Here is a 17,156-nt window from a genome sequence, read left to right as displayed (position 1 = left end):
CGTCGCAAGCGGGGCGGAAGGTCGGATACCGGGGTTGTATCCGGCCTTCTGGCCCGCGCCGCGAGGCGGAAGCTGGGCCCGCCGCAGGCCGTCATGACCCACGAGACACCCCCTAGAGTCATTCGCGGCGGGAGCTTGGGGGAGCGGTGCTGTCCCGCACCACCATGCGGGTCGGGACCAGCACCGTGCCCGGGCCTTCCGGCTCGTTGCGGATCTGCCGCAGCAGGCCCTGCACGCAGCGCCGGCCCACCTCGGCGAAGTCCTGGTGCACCGTGGTCAGGGGCGGGATGAAGGAGGACGAGTCCGGGATGTCGTCGAAGCCGACGATGCTCACGTCGCGCGGAACCGTCCGGCCGCGTTCGTGAAACGCCCGCAGCAGGCCCAGCGCCATCTGGTCGTTGGCGGCGAACACCGCGGTGCACTCCGCTTCGGCCGCCAGCACCAGCCCGGCGCGGTAACCCGAATCGGCCGTCCAGTCGCCGCGTTGCACCGGCGGCACCGTCCGGCCGGCCTCCAGCAGGGTGCGGCGCCACGCCTGGGTGCGGCGCTCGCTGGCGAACGACTCCGCCGGCCCGGTCACGTGCCATACCGTCTCGTGGCCCAGCTCCAGCAGGTGGCGTACGGCCTGCCGGGCGCCGTCGGCCTGGTCGGTGTCGACGACGGGGTAGCGGTCGCCGGCGTCGGAGTCCACCACCACGACCTGCACTCCCGGCGGCAGGTTGAGGTTGGCCGCGTCGAGCAGGTGCACTTCCATGATCACGATGATGCCGTCCACCGCCAGCTCACCGAGCCGGCTGAACGCGCCCAGCACGCCGTCCTGAGTGGGCGCCGCCACCGGGATGAGCGTGATCGCGTACCCCTCCTTGGCGGCGTAGCCGGCGATGGCCTCGACCGTGCGGCTGTTGCCGGTGGTCGCCAGGGTGAACAGGATGACGCCGATGGTGCGGAACTCGCCCCGTTTCAGCGCTCGCGCGGCGCTGTTGGGGCGGTAGCCGAGCTGCCGCATGGCCGCCAGCACCTGCTGGCGGGTGGACTCGACCACGCTGGGGTGGCCGGTGGACACCCGCGAGACCGTCTGCGACGAGACGCCGGCGAGCCGGGCGACGTCCGCCATCGAGACCCCTCGGGCCGGGCGGCGGGTTCGGCCAGCGGTCATCGTTGGCAACTCCTTCTTGACGAGCCGGAAACGCAGTGAAACTATCACCTCGATGTTTACGTAAACATCACTTCGCTCATCTCCACGAAACACCAGCAGGCGGAGCCCGCGCGGAGCGTGATGTTAACGCAAACATCCCGGAGCCGCCGCGGCAACGGCCGAGCGGCGGGAAGGATGACAACGCATGGCCGACACCCTCGTCGTGAGCAGAAAACGGCGTTCCTGGGCGGGCTGGAAGTTCGTCGGCCCGTTCATGGCCGTCTTCGCCCTGGTCTTCCTGGCCCCGATCGGCTACTCGATCTACCTGAGCCTGTACCGCAACCGGCTCATCGGCGGCAACTCGTTCGTGGGGCTCGACAACTACACCCAGGCGCTGCGGGACTCGCAGTTCTGGGCCGGGTTCGGCCGGGTCGCGCTCTTCCTGGTCGTCCAGGTGCCGATCATGCTGATCCTGGCCCTGCTGGTGGCGCTGGCCATCGACAGCGGACGGCTCTACGGCAAGGCGTTCTTCCGGGTCACCATCTTCCTGCCGTACGCGGTGCCCGCCGTGGTCGCCACGCTCATGTGGGGCTTCATGTACGGCCCCCAGTTCGGCCTGGTCGGCAACATCAACGACGCGCTGAACATCACGCTGCCCGACCCGCTGGGCGGCAGCCTCGCGCTGGCCTCCATCGGCAACATCGTGACGTGGGAGTTCGTCGGCTACAACATGCTGATCTTCTACTCGGCGCTGCGCGTGGTGCCGGCCTCGCTCTACGAGTCCGCGGAGATCGACGGCGCCGGGCAGTTCCGGATCATCACCGCGATCAAGCTGCCGGCCATCCGCGGCGCCCTGGTGATCGCCACCATCTTCTCGGTGATCGGCAGCTTCCAGCTCTTCAACGAGCCGGCCATCCTGCGCCCGCTGGCCAAGAACGTGCTCACCACCGGCTACACCCCCAACATGTACGCCTACCAGCTGTCCTTCTCCGGCCAGCAGTACAACTACGCGGCCACCGTGGCGATCATCATGGGTCTCATCACGATGGTCATCGCCTATGTCGTGCAGCTCCGCGGCACGAGGGAGATCTGATGACCACCACAGTGCAGTCGTCGTCCTCCTCCGGGCGGACAGCTGACGTCCCGCGCGCCAGGTTCCGGCCGTACCGCCGGGCGCCGCGCCGCAGCACCGTGCTGACGCTGCTCACCGGCCTGGTGGCCATCTACAGCCTGATCCCGCTGGTCTGGCTGGTGATCAACGCGACCAAGACGCAGCAGGGCCTGCTCTCCTCGTTCGGCCTGTGGTTCGACGACGGGGAGTTCGCCCTCTGGTCGAACCTGCGCCAGACGTTCACCTACGACGACGGCGTCTTCGTCCGCTGGCTGGGCAACACCGTCATGTACGTGGTGGTCGGTGCCGGCGGCGCCACGCTGCTGTCCACGCTGGCCGGGTACGGCCTGGCCAAGTTCAACTTCGTGGGCCGGCGCGCGGTCTTCGCCGTCGTGATCGGGGCCGTCGCCGTGCCCGGCACCGCGCTGGCCGTCCCGACGTTCCTCATGTTCAGCAAGATGGGCCTCACCAACACCCCGTGGTCGGTGATCATCCCGTCGCTGGTCTCGCCGTTCGGGCTCTACCTGATGTGGACCTTCTCCGCCCAGGCGGTGCCCGACGAGATGCTGGAGGCCGCGCGGGTGGACGGCGCGGGGGAGTTCCGCACCTTCTTCCGGATCTCCATGCCGTTGCTGGGCCCCGGCATCGTCACGGCGCTGCTCTTCAACATGGTCGTCACCTGGAACAACTACTTCCTTCCGCTGATCATGCTGAAGGACCCGGACTGGTACCCGCTCACCATCGGCCTGAACGCCTGGAACGAGCAGGCCCAGACGGCCGGCAGCGAGGCCGTGTTCAACCTGGTCATCACCGGATCGCTCCTCACGATCCTGCCGCTGCTGGCGGCGTTCCTCCTGCTGCAGCGCTACTGGCAGTCGGGCCTGGCGGCCGGCAGCGTCAAAGAATGAATTTCCCCCGAAAGGACACCAGATGACACGATTCCTGAAGGTGGTCGCCGCGGCGACCGCCGCGACGCTGGCCCTGGCGGCCTGCGGCGGCAACGACGACAGCTCCGACACCGGTACGTCCGGCGGCAGCACCTCCGCGGCCGACGTCGACGCCGCGCTGGCCAAGGGCGGCTCGCTGACCGTGTGGGCCTGGGACAACACGCTCAAGAACGTGGTCTCCACCTTCCAGACCAAGTACCCCGACGTGAAGGTCGAGCTGGTCAACGCCGGCACCGGCGACAAGCAGTACACGGCTCTCCAGAACGCGATCGCGGCCGGCAGCGGCATGCCCGACGTGGCGCAGATCGAGTACTACGCGCTGCCCCAGTTCGCCCTGGCCAAGTCGATCGCCGACGTCGGCGGGTACGGCGCGTCCGGCCTGAAGACCACCTTCACCCCCGGCCCGTGGAACTCGGTGACGCTCGGCAGTGACAAGGTCTACGCCCTGCCGATCGACTCGGGCCCGATGGCGCTGTTCTACAACAAGGAGGTCTTCGACAAGCACGGCATCACCGTGCCCGCCACCTGGGCGGAGTACGTCGAGGCCGCCCGCAAGTTGCACAAGGCCGACCCGAAGGTCTACATCACCGGCGACAGCGGGGACGCCGGCTTCACTACCAGCATGATCTGGCAGGCCGGCGGCAAGCCGTTCCAGACCTCGGGCACCGATGTCACCATCAACCTCGCGGACCCGGGCGCGGCGAAGTTCGCCCAGACCTGGCAGCCGATGATCACCGAGAAGCTGGTCGCGTCGATCCCGCCGTGGTCCGACGAGTGGTTCAAGGCGCTCGGCGACGGCACCATCGCCAGCCTGCCCACCGGGGCCTGGATGCCGGGCAACCTGGTCACCGGCGCGGCTGCCGCGTCCGGCAAGTGGCGCGTCGCCCCGATGCCGCAGTGGGAGGCCGGCGGCAAGGCCAGCGCGGAGAACGGCGGCAGCTCGCTCGCCGTGCCGGAGAAGTCCGCGAACAAGGCGCTGGCGTACGCGTTCCTGAAGTACGCGGCGGTCGACGCGGGCAAGGACTCCCGGATCAAGGAGGGCGCGTTCCCGGCCACCTCGGCCGACATCGCCAAGCCCGAGTTCCTCAACGCCGAGTTCAAGTACTTCGGCGGCCAGAAGGCCAACGAGATCTTCGCCCAGTCCGCGCAGAACGTGGTGCCGGGCTGGTCGTACCTGCCCTTCCAGGTGTACGCGAACAGCATTTTCAACGACACCGTGGGCAAGGCCTACGTGTCCGCGACGCCGCTGGCCGACGGCCTGAAGGCGTGGCAGGACCAGACCGCGAAGTACGGCAACGAGCAGGGCTTCACCGTCAAGTGACGTCCCCCCGAGGAGATCGCGTGCAAACCCCCTACCGCTGGCTGCGCCTGCACGACCGGGCACCCGCCCTGGCCTACGGCGCCGACTACAACCCGGAGCAGTGGCCGCGCTCCACGTGGGACGCCGACGTTCGGGCCATGCGGGCCGCGGGCGTCACCATCGTCTCGCTCGCGATCTTCTCGTGGGCACGGCTGGAGCCCGCCGAGGGCGAGTACGACTTCGGCTGGCTCGACGAGGTCATGGACCTGCTGCACGCGGGTGGCATCGCGGTCGACCTGGCCACGGCGACGGCGTCCCCGCCGCCGTGGCTGACCGCGAAGCACCCGGAGATCCTGCCGGTCGACGCGCACGGCGCGACGATCTGGCCGGGCGGGCGCCAGCACTGGCGGCCGACCTCGCCGATCTTCCGCGAGCACGCGCTGCGGCTGGTCCGTACCATGGCCGGGCGCTACGGCGACCACCCGGCGCTGGCCGCCTGGCACATCTCCAACGAGCTGGGCTGCCACAACGTCTACGACTACTCCGACGACGCGGCCGCGGCGTTCCGCACCTGGCTGATCGAGCGCTACGGCCACCTGGACGCGCTGAACGCCGCCTGGGGTACGGCGTTCTGGTCGCAGCACTACAGCGACTGGGCGCAGATCCTGCCGCCGCGCCAGGCGGCGACCCACCCGAACCCGACCCAGCAGCTGGACTTCAAGCGGTTCTCCTCCGACGCGCTCAAGGACTACCTGCGCGCCGAACGCGACGTGCTGCGCGAGCTGACCCCGCAGATCCCGGCCACCACCAACTTCATGGTGATGGGCGAGCAGAAGCCGATGGACTACGCCGACTGGGCGGCCGAGGTCGACTTCGTCTCCAACGACCACTACGTGCAGCGCGGCCCCCGGGCCCAGGACGAGCTGTCGTTCTCGGCCAACCTGACCGGGCACATCGCCGGCGGCCGGCCCTGGTTCCTGATGGAACACTCGACCAGCGCGGTCAACTGGCAGCCGATCAACGTGCCGAAGAAGCCGGGCGAGCTGGCCCGCGACTCACTGACGCACGTGGCCCACGGCGCCGACGCGGTCTGTTTCTTCCAGTGGCGCCAGTCCCGGGCCGGCGCGGAGAAGTACCACTCGGCGATGCTGCCGCACGCCGGGACCGACAGCGAGATCTACCGGTCGGTGGTCCGGCTGGGCGAGACGCTGCGGCAGCTGGCCCCGGTCGCGGGTACGGCGCAGACCCCGGCCCGCGCCGCGATCCTGTTCGACTGGACCTCCTGGTGGGCCAGCGAGCAGGACTCCCACCCGACGGACCGGCTGCGCTACCGCCAGGAGGCGCTGGACTGGTACTCGGCGTTCCTCGACCTGGGCGTACGGGCGGACGTGGTGCCGGTGGACACGGACCTGTCCGGCTACGACCTCGTGGTGGCGCCGGTGCTGCACGTTGTCCCGGCCGCACTGGGCGAGCGCCTGCAGTCGTACGTGTCGGCCGGCGGTCACCTGGTCACCACGTACTTCTCGGGCATCGTCGACGAGCACGACCACGTGTGGCTCGGCGGCTACCCGGGACCGCTGCGCGACCTGCTGGGCCTCCGGATCGAGGAGTTCGCCCCGCTGGGCGACGACGAGCGGGCCGAGCTGGACAACGGCCTGACCGGCACGGTGTGGACCGACGGCATCACGGTCACCGGGCCGGACGTGGAGGTGCTGGCGTCGTACAAGGGCGGCGCCCCGGCGATCACCCGGCGCACGGTGGGAACGGGCTCGGCGGCGTACGTGTCGACCCGCCTGGGCCCGGACGGTCTGGCGCCGGTGCTGCGCGACCTGCTCAGCCGGGCCGGCGTGCCGAGCGACCTACCGGCGGAGCTGCGCGGCCGGGTGGAACTGGCGGTCCGCGGCGACTTCCACTTCCTGATCAATCGCACGGCCGAACCGGTCGAACTGACCGGCCTGCCCGGCGAACTCCTGCACGGCACCCCGAACCTGCTGGAACCCCGCGGCGTGACGGTCCTGCACCGGCCGTCCTGAGCCGCCCGTCCTGAGCGTGGGCCGGCCCCGGCGAAAAAACTTCGCCGGGGCCGGCAACCTTTTGCCGCCGGGGGACCACTAGGGGGCAAGTGACCTGCGAGGAGGCCGTTCCATCAGGACCTCACCCGGCCTCCTCGCGGGTTTCTTGACGTCGTCCCCCATACCTCGGAGTATTTCGTGTCGATCCACTGAACCCCGGCTGCTCCGGTTCCGTTTACCCCCACAGCCGGGGCAGCCGGCCTCCACCCGTACCGATGACCGGAGAGGAACGTGTGACGGACCCGGACGAGGAGCGTGCCTTCCGGCGCTTCTTCGAGCAGCACCACGCGGACCTCTCACGGCTGGCATACCTCGTGACGGGGGAGTCCGGCGTGGCCGACGACCTGGCCGCGGACGCGTTCGTCGAGGTGTGGCGGCACTGGGAGCGGGTCCAGGCGGCGGACAGCCCGATCGCGTACGCCCGGGGCATCCTCGCCAACCTGGCCCGGCAGTGGATCAAGCGGCAGAGCCGGGAGCGGCTCGGGCTGCTCGGGCTGGGCCTGCTGCGCCGGGACCGGGCGGAACCGGACACCCCGGCCGTGCTCGACGTGCGGGCGGCCCTGCGGCACCTGCCGCTGCGCCGGCGTGAGTGCGTCGTCCTGCGGTACGCGTTCGACGTGCCGGAGCGCGAGGTCGCCGAGATCCTGGGTATCTCGGTCGGCGCGGTCAAGAGCCTGACGTCGCGAGGAGCGGCCCAGCTCAGCCAGTACCTGAAGGATCTGCCAGTGACGACGGGAGGACTGAGTGCGTCAGCATGACGAGCGTGACCTCCGCACGGCGCTGCGCGAGGAGGCCGACCGGCACCGGCCGGACCGGCAGGCGATGCTGGACCGGATAGCCCAGGGCCGGGCGGCGTACGCCCGCCGCCCGATCGACCGGCTCTTCGCCCTGGTCCGGCCGGCCGCAGCCGCGCTGGCCGTGGCGGTCGTACTGGTGCTGGCCGTCGCGGGAGTGCGGCTCAGCAATCGGGAGCCGGACGTGGACGACACTCCGGTGGCGGCCCCGTCGGCCGTACCGGCCACGACGCCGGCGCCGGCCACCACGAACGCGCCCCGGCCGACCACCCCGGCCACGACCGCCACGGACCCGAAGCCACCCCGCACCACCACCGGCACGTCGTCGTCCCCGGCGGTGACCACGCCGTCCAGCGCCGCGCCGCGGACCGACCGCGACGGTTACCTCAGTTCGACCGGCAAGATCGATCCGAACACCAGCGACGGCTGGACGCAGGACAGCGTGGTGCTGAAGTCGACCCGCAAGATCACCGCCCTGGACGTCACCGTGGAAGTCGCGCTGACCCCGGGGGTCGTCGAGACCGGCCGGTGGAGCACGGTGTCCAACGACCTGCTCACCGTCAGCAGCAGCCGGACCAGCAAGATGCTGGTCTTCCGCTTCACGCTGCGGCCGGGCGCGACTCTCGCACCGGGCGAGTACACGTTCGCGGCGCAGTTCAACCACACCGTGGGCAAGCACTCCCCGGCTGCCGACAGCTACGAGGCCAGGATCACCGGGGAGGGCAAGGACGCGAAGGTGAGCGGCACCTTCATGCCGCAGCAGTGACCGCGTCGTCACAGACCCGGTCGCGGCCGGCGCGTTTCGCGGCGTAGAGGTTGCGGTCGGCGGCGGCCAGTGCCGCCGCCGGAGTCGCCGCGGCGCCGGTCACGGTGGTGACGCCGATGCTGCAGGTCACCGGCAGGCCGCCGGTGAGCGCGGCCCAGTCCTCGCCGGCCACCGCCGACCGGATCCGTTCGCAGGCCCGCCGGGCCCGTGCGGCGTCGGTCGCCGGCAGCAGGACGACGAACTCCTCGCCGCCGATCCGGGCGATCATCGCGTCCGGCGGTGCGGCCCCGGTGAGCACCCCGGCCAGGCGCCGCAGCACCAGGTCCCCGGTCGCGTGCGACCGCGTGTCGTTGACCCGCTTGAAGTGGTCCAGGTCGAGCAGCGCGACCGACACCGGCGTGGCGTCGGCGGCGGTGGCCAGCACCGCGGGCAGCTCCTCGTCGGCGTGGCGCCGGTTGTGCAGACCGGTCAGAGCGTCGCGGTGGGCCAGCTCGCGGAACGCGTCCGTGGCCCGGCGGGCCTCCTCGGCCTGGTAGACCGCCTGCAGGGCCCGGGACCGGGCGTCCTGCTGGGCCGAGGTGAGCACCCGGGTCTCCACGTGGAAGCGGCGGTACTCCTCGAACGCTTCCTGGTAACGGCCGGTGGCGGCGTGCAGCAGCGCCTGCTGTTCCCGGCCGCGAGCCTGCAGCCCGGCCAGGTCGTGCTCGGCGCACAACCGGAACAGCCGGTCGAGCAGCGTCTGGGCGCGCTCGGCGGCCCCCAGCACCCGGTACGCCTCGGCCGCGGTGAGCAGGGCCTCCTCCAGCGCGTTGCCCTCGTCGATGAGGTGCCGGGGCGCGTCGTCGGCCAGCAGCGGCGCGAGGATCTGTTCGACCTCCCGGTGCTGCCCGCCTAGCATCGCCACCCGGGCCAGGGTGTCCAGGCAGGTGGCGCTCAGCCGGATCCCGGCGCGCTCGGCGGTCGCCCGCATCCGCCGTACGAGGTCCTCGGCGGCCGGCAGGTCACCGCGCTCGTACGCGGTGTACGTCATGTTGTTGAGCAGGTGCAGGGCCAGCTCGCTGTCGTGGTGGGCGGTGGCCAGCGCGAGCGCCTCGGTGAACGCTCGCAGCGCCTCCTGCGGTGAGCCGGTCTCGTCCAGCAGCACGGCCAGGCACATCAGGTGCCGGCTGCGGATGGCCGGCGGCACGTCGGCGGCGGTGTGCGACATGCACTGCACAGCGTGGGCCAGCGCGGTGGCGTTGTCGCCCAGCTGCCGGAAGAAGATCGACAGCGCCCGGTGGCAGCGGGCCAGCAGGTAGTCGTCGCCCAGCTCCACGGCTTCCGGGTAGACCCGGTGGGTCAGGCGCCCACCCTCCACGGTCTCGCCCTCGCGGAGCATGACCACGGCCCGGGCCAGGCGGGCCCGCAGCACCAGGTCCGGGTGGCCGGATCCGGCGGCGGCGCGTTCGATGCGCTCGGCCACGGCCGCGTCGTCGTGGAAGGAGGCGGTGAAGCCGATCTCCAACCTCAGCAGGTCATCGGCCAGGCGGCCGGCGTCGACCGGCGCGTGTGTCGTGGTCACGATGCTCCCAGGGCTGGATGGCTCCCCAGACTGGCGGTCCGGGGGTGCAGCACGGGTGCGCGGCGGTGGCGATCGGGGAGCGGCCCGGCCCGGGGGTGACGGACCGGGCCGCTGTGGGAACCCCGGTTGGCACGGGGCGTCAGGCGGCCGCGCAGGCGGCGGTGGTGACAGGTGCGGTGCGGGGAACGGGGGTGCCGACCGGGGTCAGGCAGCCGCGCAGGTCACGGCCGGCGCGGTGTTGGTGCCGGTCGAGCTCGCGGTGAAGCCCCAGGTGGTGCTCGCGCCGGCCGCCAGCGAGCCGTTGTACGGCGCGTTGCGGGCGGTCACCGCGTCACCGGAGCTGGTGACCGTGGCGTTCCAGGTGTTGGTGAAGCGCTGGCCGCTGGGCCAGGTCCACGTCACGGTCCACGAGGTGATCGCCGCGTTGCCGGCCTTGACGGTGACCGCGCCCTGGAAGCCGCCGCCCCACTGGCCGCCGACGGCGTAGGTGGCCGTGCACGCCTTGCCCGCGGGCGGCGGGGTGGACGCGCTGGGCGTCGGCGAGACCGGCGGTGAGGTCGGCGGTGAGGTCGGCGGTGTGGTCGACGGGGTCGTGGGCTGCACGCCACCGAAGACCGACGCCTCCCGGGAGGTCGCCTTGATGCCGTTGGCGCCGTTGAACAGCCGCTGGCCCCACGAGGTCAGCGCGGCGCCGTTGAAGTTGGTGACCAGGTCCAGGTATTCCACGCCGCTGCCGTTGCCGCTCCACGACCAGCCCAGGTAGCCGATGCCGCGGGCCTGGGCGGTGGCCAGGATGGTGTCCTCGTCCGGGTCGCCGTCGGAGTGGTTGTGGCCGAACTCGCCGACCACGATGGGCAGCCCGGCGGTGATGAACCGGCCCAGGTAGTCGTTGATCTCGGCGGCGGTGTCGAACACGCCGTACATGTGGATCGAGAAGATGGTGTTGCGCTGGGGGTCGGCGGCGAACACCGAGGCCGCGTTGTCGCGCATGGTGAAGGACCAGTCCTGGCCCCAGTTCGGGGCGTCCACCATGATCGAGTGCTCGAAGCCGGCGGCGCGCAGCCGGGTGATCGCGTTCTTGGTGTCCGCGACCCAGCCCGCGGCGTTGGTGTTGCCGTACGGCTCGTTGCCGATGTTGAGGATGACGTAGCGCTCCTGGCCGGCGAGCGCGCTCTTGACGCTGATCCAGTAGTCGACCGCCTGCGCGAGGCTCGCGGCCGCACCCTCCTCGCCGTACCCGGTGGTGTCGTGCACCTCCAGGACGCAGATCAGGCGGTTCGCCTTGCACTGGCTGATCACGGCGGAGACGTTGGCAGCGTTGTCAGGACCCCAGCGTTGCCCGCTGCCGAGCACGATCCGCACCGTGTTGGCACCGAGCGCCTTGATGTCGGCCAGCGCCTGCGGAGTGCGGTCCTGGTACCAGGTGTGGGCGTGGTTGACGCCGCGCATGACGAAGGCGTTGCCGTTCGCGTCCAGGATGCGGCTGCCGCTGACGGTGAAGCCCACCGCCGCCTGTGCGGGCTGGGCCGCCACGGTGACCAGGCCGGTCACCGTGACGAGGAAGGCGGCCAGGCCGCCGAGAAGTCTGCGTCGCGTAGGTCTCATGTGGTCCTCCATCGATGTCGGAAGCGCTCCCACAATCGATTGACCGCCACCTTCCTACCTACTCGGTTCAGTCCTTGTCAACACGGCAGAAACCTCGGCGTGACCGATGGGTCATTTGTTTCCGGCTCTTGACAACGAAATGTCAACGGCCCACATTCATGGGAGCGCTCCCATGTTCATGACCGTCGATGGCGCATCCGCGGCTTCGCAGCCGTGCCCGGAGAGGAACCCCTTTGCGACGACCAAGATTCACCACGGTGGCCGTTGCCGCGCTGCTCATCGGCGCGACGACCTTCGTCGCCACCGCGGCCGACCGTCCCCGGCCGGCCACCGCGGCCGTCGCTGTCGACGCGTACAACTGGAAGAACGTCCGGATCGACGGCGGCGGCTTCGTGCCGGGCCTGATCTTCAACCGGACCGAGAAGAACCTGATCTATGCCCGCACCGACATCGGCGGCGCGTACCGGTGGAACCAGGCCGGGCAGAACTGGGTGCCGCTCCTGGACTGGGTGGGCCAGGAGAACTGGGGCTACAACGGCGTCACCAGCATCGCGACGGACCCGGTTGATCCCGACCGGGTCTACGCGGCGGTGGGCATGTACACCAACAGCTGGGATCCCAACAACGGCGCGATCCTGCGCTCGGCCGACCGCGGCGCGACCTGGCAGATCACCACGCTGCCGTTCAAGAACGGCGGCAACATGCCGGGCCGCGGTATGGGGGAGCGGCTGGCCATCGACCCGCACGACCACAGCCACGTGTTCTACGCCGCCGAGGGCGGCAACGGCCTCTGGCGCAGCACCGACTACGGCGCGACCTGGGCGAAGGTCACCGCCTTCCCGAACGCCGGCAACTACGTGCAGGATCCGGCCGACACCAACGGCTACCTGAGCCAGAACCAGGGCCTGACCTGGGTCACCTTCGACGACGTCAGCCGCGATGTCTACGTCGGCGTGGCCGACAAGGCCAATCCGGTCTACCGCTCCACCGACGGCGGCAGCACCTGGGCCCGGGTCCCCGGTCAGCCCACCGGCTACCTGCCGCACAAGGGCGTCCTGGACTCGGTCAACCACTACCTCTACGTGGCCACCAGCGACACCGGCGGCCCGTACGACGGGGGCAAGGGACAAGTCTCGCGGCTCAACACGGTGACGGGGGAGTGGACCGACGTCAGCCCGGTCAAGCTCAGCGCCGGTGCCGACCTCTACTTCGGCTACTCCGGCCTGACCGTGGACCGGCAGCGGCCCGGCACGCTGATGGTCGCCACCCAGATCTCCTGGTGGCCGGACGCGATCTTCTTCCGCAGCACCGACAGCGGCGCCACCTGGACCCGGATCTGGGACTTCACCAGCTATCCGAGCCAGTCCAAGCGCTACACCATGGACATCTCGGCCAACCCGTGGCTGGACTTCAACTCCAACCCGCAGCCGCCCGAGGCCACGCCCAAGCTCGGCTGGATGAACGAGTCGGTCGAGATCGACCCGCTGGACTCCGACCGGCTGCTCTACGGCACCGGCGCGACCGTCTACGGCACCACCCAGCTGACCAACTGGGACAAGGACACGACGTTCACCATCCGGCCGATGGCCAAGGGTCTCGAGGAGACCGCGGTGCTCGACCTGGCCAGCCCGCCGTCCGGGGCGCCGCTGGTCAGCGCGCTCGGTGACATCGGCGGGTTCCATCACGCCGACCTGGACACCGTGCCGGCGAGCTTCCACGACACCCCGAGCCTGGCCAGCAACACCAGCCTGGACTTCGCCGAGCTGAGCCCGGCCTTCTTCGTCCGGGTCGGCAACGCCGACGCGGCCCCGCACATCGGCGTCTCCAACGACGGCGGCAAGAACTGGTACAACGGCCAGGAACCGGCGGGCGTCACCGGCGGTGGCAAGGTGGCCGTGGGGGCCGACGCCAACGCCGTGCTCTGGGCCCCGGCCGGCGTGGGCGTGCACCACTCGACCACCCGGGGCAGCTCCTGGACGGCGTCCACCGGCATCCCGGCCGGCGCCGAGATCGTCAGCGACCGGGTCGACCCGAAGACCTTCTACGGGTACGCGGCCGGCAAGGTCTACGTCAGCAAGGACGGCGGCGCCAGCTTCACCGCCTCGGCGGCGACCGTGCCGGCGACCGGGAACGTCAAGCTGCACACCGTCGCCGGCCGTACCGGGGACGTGTGGCTGGCCGGCGAGACCGGGCTGCTGCACTCCACCGACGCCGGTGCGACGTTCACGGCGGTCGCGGGCGTCAGCAAGGCGATCAACGTCTCCACCGGCAAGGCCGCGCCAGGGGCCGCGTATCCCGCGGTCTTCACGATCGGGACGGTCGACGGCGTGGCCGGGGTCTTCCGCTCCGACAACGGCGGCGCGGGCTGGGTCCGGATCAACGACGACGCCCACCGGTACGGCAACGCGGGCGAGGCGCTGGCCGGTGACCCCCGGGTGTACGGCCGCGTCTACCTCGGCACCAACGGCCGCGGCATCCTCTACGCCGACCGCACCGGCGGATCCACGCCGCCGCCGGTGACCCCGTCCGCCTCGGCCTCGGCCTCCCCGCCGCCGGTGACCCCGTCCACGTCGGCGTCGGCCTCCCCGCCGCCGGCGGCGACCGGTTGCACCGCGACCTACAAGATCACCGGTTCCTGGGGCGGTGGCTTCCAGGGTGAGGTGACCGTCCGCAACACCGGCACAGCCCCCACGAAGACCTGGTCCGCCGGCTGGACCTTCGGCGCCGGCCAGGTCGTGTCGCAGGTCTGGGGCGGCACCGGTGGTCAGACCGGCACGGCCGTGACCGTGCGCGACGCCGGCTGGAACGGCGTGCTGGCCGCGAACGCGACCACCACGTTCGGCTTCCTCGCCACCACCACCGGCACCAACCCCCTTCCGTCGCCGATCACCTGTGCGGCCACGTCATGACCCGCCCCACCCCCAGGAAGGACCCGCGATGAGATCCCCCCTGTCCACCCGATCGCGTTATCGACGCGGTCTAGCGGCCTCGGCTGCGGTGTTACTCGCCGCCGGTCTGGTCGTCGCCGGCTCGTCGCCCGCGCAAGCGGCCGCCGGCTGCACGGTCGTCTACCGTGTGCAGAGCCAATGGAGCGGCGGCTTCACCGGTGACATCGCCATCACCAACTCCGGTGACCCGCTGAGCAGCTGGAAGCTGGAGTACGACTTCCCGGACGCGGCGCAGAAGGTCACCCAGGGCTGGAGTGCCACGTACGCGCAGACGGGTCAGCACGTCACCGTCTCCAACGCGGCGTGGAACGGCACCCTCGGCACCGGAGCCACGATCAGCACGGGCTTCAACGGCACCTTCGGCTCGGCCAACCCCGTGCCGACCGCGTTCACCCTCAACGGCACCGCCTGCAACCAGACCGCCGCCGTACCGACGGTGTCGATCAGCAGCCCGGCGGCCAACACCCGGTTCAACGCGCCCGCCTCGATCCCGATCGCGGCGACGGCCACGGCGACGAGCGGCCGGACCATCAGCAAGGTCGAGTTCTACCACGACGGCCTGCTGCTGGGCACCGACACCGCGGCGCCGTACGCCTACACCTGGGAGAGCGTCCCGGCCCAGACCGCGGCGTACCGCCTGCAGGCCATCGCGTACGACTCGACGAACGCGAAGAGCGCGACCGCCGACGTACCGGTGTTCGTCGACGCCGCCACCAACCCGGCGGTCGTCACCGACCCCACCTCGCTGACCGTCGCTCCCGGCGAGTCCGCGACCTTCAAGGTGGCGCTGTCCAAGGCGCCCACCGCGAACACCACCGTGGCGATCGCCCGCACCGCCGGGGCCACCACGGTGTCGGCGACGCCCGCGTCGCTGACGTTCACGCCCGCCAACTGGAACACGGCGCAGACGGTCACCGTTGCCGCGACTGCCGCGGCGGCACTGAACTCCACCGCCACCTTCAGCGCCACGGCCACCGGGCACACCGCGGCCGGCGTGACCGCTACGGTGCTGGCCAAGGGCAGTGCCGACGCCCGGTTCACCCAGCTCTACAACGACATCAAGAACCCGGCCAACGGCTACTTCAGCCCCGACGGCGTGCCGTACCACTCGATCGAGACGCTGATCGACGAGGCGCCCGACCACGGCCACGAGACGACCTCCGAGGCGTTCAGCTACTGGCTGTGGCTGGAGGCCGAGCACGGCCAGGTGACCGGGGAGTGGGCGCCGTTCAACGCGGCGTGGACGACGATGGAGAAGTACATCATCCCGTCGCACGCCGACCAGCCCACCAACGACAAGTACGACCCGAGCAAGCCGGCGACCTACGCGGCGGAGTACCCGCTGCCGTCGCAGTACCCGTCGCAGCTGGATCCCGGCGTGTCGGTGGGCACTGATCCGCTGGCCAACGAGCTGAAGAGCGCGTACGGCACCTCGGACATCTACGGCATGCACTGGCTGCTGGACGTCGACAACGTGTACGGCTTCGGCCGCTGCGGCGACGGCACCAGCAAGAACGTGTACATCAACACCTTCCAGCGCGGCCCGCAGGAGTCGACCTTCGAGACCGTGCCGCAGCCGTCCTGCGACACGTTCAAGCACGGCGGCCCCAACGGCTACCTCGACCTGTTCACCAAGGACGCGTCGTACGCCAAGCAGTGGAAGTACACCAACGCCCCCGACGCCGACTCGCGGGCCGTGCAGGCCGCCTACTGGGCGCTGACCTGGGCGACCGCGCAGGGCAAGCAGTCCCAGCTGTCCACCGCGGTGGCCAACGCCGCCAAGATGGGCGACTACCTGCGCTACTCCTTCTACGACAAGTACTTCAAGAACCCGGGCTGCACCTCGACGTCCTGCGCCGCGGGCTCCGGCAAGAGCAGCTCGAACAACCTGATGTCCTGGTACTACGCCTGGGGTGGCGCCACCGACACGCAGGCCGGCTGGGCCTGGCGGATCGGCTCCAGCACCAGCCACTTCGGCTACCAGAACCCGATGGCGGCGTACGTGCTGTCCAACGTCTCGGCGTTCGCGCCCAAGTCACCGACGGCCAAGGCCGACTGGCAGGCCAGCCTCAACCGGCAGCTGGAGTTCTACCAGTGGCTGCAGTCGAGTGAGGGCGGCATCGCCGGTGGCGCGACCAACAGCTGGCAGGGTGCGTACAAGGCCCCGCCGGCCGGTACCCCGACGTTCTACGGCCTGTCCTACGTCGAGGCGCCGGTCTACGAGGACCCGCCGTCCAACCGGTGGTTCGGCATGCAGACCTGGTCGTTGGAGCGGCTCGCCGAGTACTACTACCTGACCAACGACGCCAAGGCGAAGTCCGTCCTGGACAAGTGGGTCACCTGGGCCCTGGACAACACCGAGATCGGCACGTCGAGCTTCGCCATCCCGTCGGACCTGGCGTGGACCGGCAAGCCGACCACCTGGAACCCGTCGAGCCCGGCCGCCAACACCGGCCTGCACGTCGAGGTCACCAGCAAGGGCCAGGACCTCGGGGTCGCCGGCTCGTACGCCAAGCTGCTCACCTACTACGCCGCCAAGTCGGGCAACGCCCGGGCCAAGACGGCTGCCAAGGGCCTGTTGGACGCCATCTGGGCGTACAAGGACCCGAAGGGCGTGTCGGTCACCGAGACCCGCGCCGACTACAACCGGATGGACGACCGCTACGACGCGGCCACCGGCCAGGGCATCTACATCCCGCCGGGCTGGAGCGGCAAGATGCCCAACGGCGACGAGATCAAGCCGGGCGTGTCCTTCCTGGACATCCGTTCCTTCTACAAGAACGACCCGGACTACCCGAAGGTCGAGAACTACCTCAACGGTGGTGCGGCCCCGACCTTCAACTACCACCGATTCTGGGCCCAGGTCGACGTCGCCACCGGCTACGCGGACTTCGCCCGCCTCTTCCCGAACGGCTGA

Annotated in this window: 11 protein-coding genes; 8 read left to right on the top strand and 3 right to left on the bottom strand. The window is 70.5% G+C overall.

The annotated features are described in order from the left end of the window. Positions 1 to 118 precede the first annotated feature (118 nt). On the bottom strand, positions 119 to 1,156 hold the full coding sequence (locus ACZ6S4_RS06280; RefSeq protein WP_465473868.1) for a LacI family DNA-binding transcriptional regulator: 1,038 nt from the start codon (positions 1,154 to 1,156) through the stop codon (positions 119 to 121). Positions 1,157 to 1,340: 184 nt separating this feature from the next. On the opposite strand from ACZ6S4_RS06280, the gene ACZ6S4_RS06275 reads away from it, so the two are divergent. From ACZ6S4_RS06275 to ACZ6S4_RS06250, 6 genes are all read left to right on the top strand, one after another. Then, complete coding sequence (locus ACZ6S4_RS06275) at positions 1,341 to 2,228, top strand: carbohydrate ABC transporter permease (RefSeq protein WP_465473867.1); 888 nt, start codon at positions 1,341 to 1,343, stop codon at positions 2,226 to 2,228. Further along, positions 2,228 to 3,154, top strand: a complete 927-nt coding sequence (locus tag ACZ6S4_RS06270; RefSeq protein WP_465473866.1) for a carbohydrate ABC transporter permease — start codon at positions 2,228 to 2,230, stop codon at positions 3,152 to 3,154. The genes ACZ6S4_RS06275 and ACZ6S4_RS06270 overlap by 1 nt, the downstream gene beginning before the upstream one ends. A gap of 22 nt (positions 3,155 to 3,176) precedes the next feature. After that, positions 3,177 to 4,514: an ABC transporter substrate-binding protein gene (locus ACZ6S4_RS06265; RefSeq protein ID WP_465473865.1), complete on the top strand. Its 1,338-nt coding sequence runs from the start codon at positions 3,177 to 3,179 to the stop codon at positions 4,512 to 4,514. A gap of 20 nt (positions 4,515 to 4,534) precedes the next feature. After that, complete coding sequence (locus ACZ6S4_RS06260) at positions 4,535 to 6,526, top strand: beta-galactosidase (RefSeq protein WP_465473864.1); 1,992 nt, start codon at positions 4,535 to 4,537, stop codon at positions 6,524 to 6,526. A gap of 254 nt (positions 6,527 to 6,780) precedes the next feature. Continuing rightward, a complete protein-coding gene (locus ACZ6S4_RS06255) occupies positions 6,781 to 7,323 on the top strand; it encodes a SigE family RNA polymerase sigma factor (RefSeq protein ID WP_465473863.1) in 543 nt (180 codons plus the stop codon). Continuing rightward, a complete protein-coding gene (locus ACZ6S4_RS06250) occupies positions 7,310 to 8,125 on the top strand; it encodes a hypothetical protein (RefSeq protein ID WP_465473862.1) in 816 nt (271 codons plus the stop codon). The genes ACZ6S4_RS06255 and ACZ6S4_RS06250 overlap by 14 nt, the downstream gene beginning before the upstream one ends. Here the strand turns inward: ACZ6S4_RS06250 and ACZ6S4_RS06245 are convergent. Both ACZ6S4_RS06245 and ACZ6S4_RS06240 read right to left on the bottom strand, forming a co-directional pair. Then, positions 8,109 to 9,686 (bottom strand): diguanylate cyclase domain-containing protein, encoded by a 1,578-nt coding sequence (locus ACZ6S4_RS06245; RefSeq protein WP_465473861.1) that lies wholly within the window; start codon positions 9,684 to 9,686, stop codon positions 8,109 to 8,111. The two genes, ACZ6S4_RS06250 and ACZ6S4_RS06245, sit on opposite strands and share 17 nt — an antisense overlap. A gap of 204 nt (positions 9,687 to 9,890) precedes the next feature. Beyond that, complete coding sequence (locus ACZ6S4_RS06240; protein ID WP_465473860.1) at positions 9,891 to 11,291, bottom strand: cellulase family glycosylhydrolase; 1,401 nt, start codon at positions 11,289 to 11,291, stop codon at positions 9,891 to 9,893. 233 nt (positions 11,292 to 11,524) lie between these two features. On the opposite strand from ACZ6S4_RS06240, the gene ACZ6S4_RS06235 reads away from it, so the two are divergent. Both ACZ6S4_RS06235 and ACZ6S4_RS06230 read left to right on the top strand, forming a co-directional pair. Next, positions 11,525 to 14,200 carry a cellulose binding domain-containing protein gene (locus ACZ6S4_RS06235; protein WP_465473859.1) on the top strand — a complete coding sequence of 892 codons (2,676 nt, stop codon included), beginning with the start codon at positions 11,525 to 11,527 and terminating at the stop codon, positions 14,198 to 14,200. Positions 14,201 to 14,228: 28 nt separating this feature from the next. Next, a complete protein-coding gene (locus ACZ6S4_RS06230) occupies positions 14,229 to 17,156 on the top strand; it encodes a glycoside hydrolase family 48 protein (RefSeq protein ID WP_465473858.1) in 2,928 nt (975 codons plus the stop codon).

Source organism: Actinoplanes sp. NPDC051405, from assembly GCF_055586185.1.
Note: the sequence above shows the minus strand (reverse complement) of the source record. Positions and strands in the feature narration are given on the sequence as shown.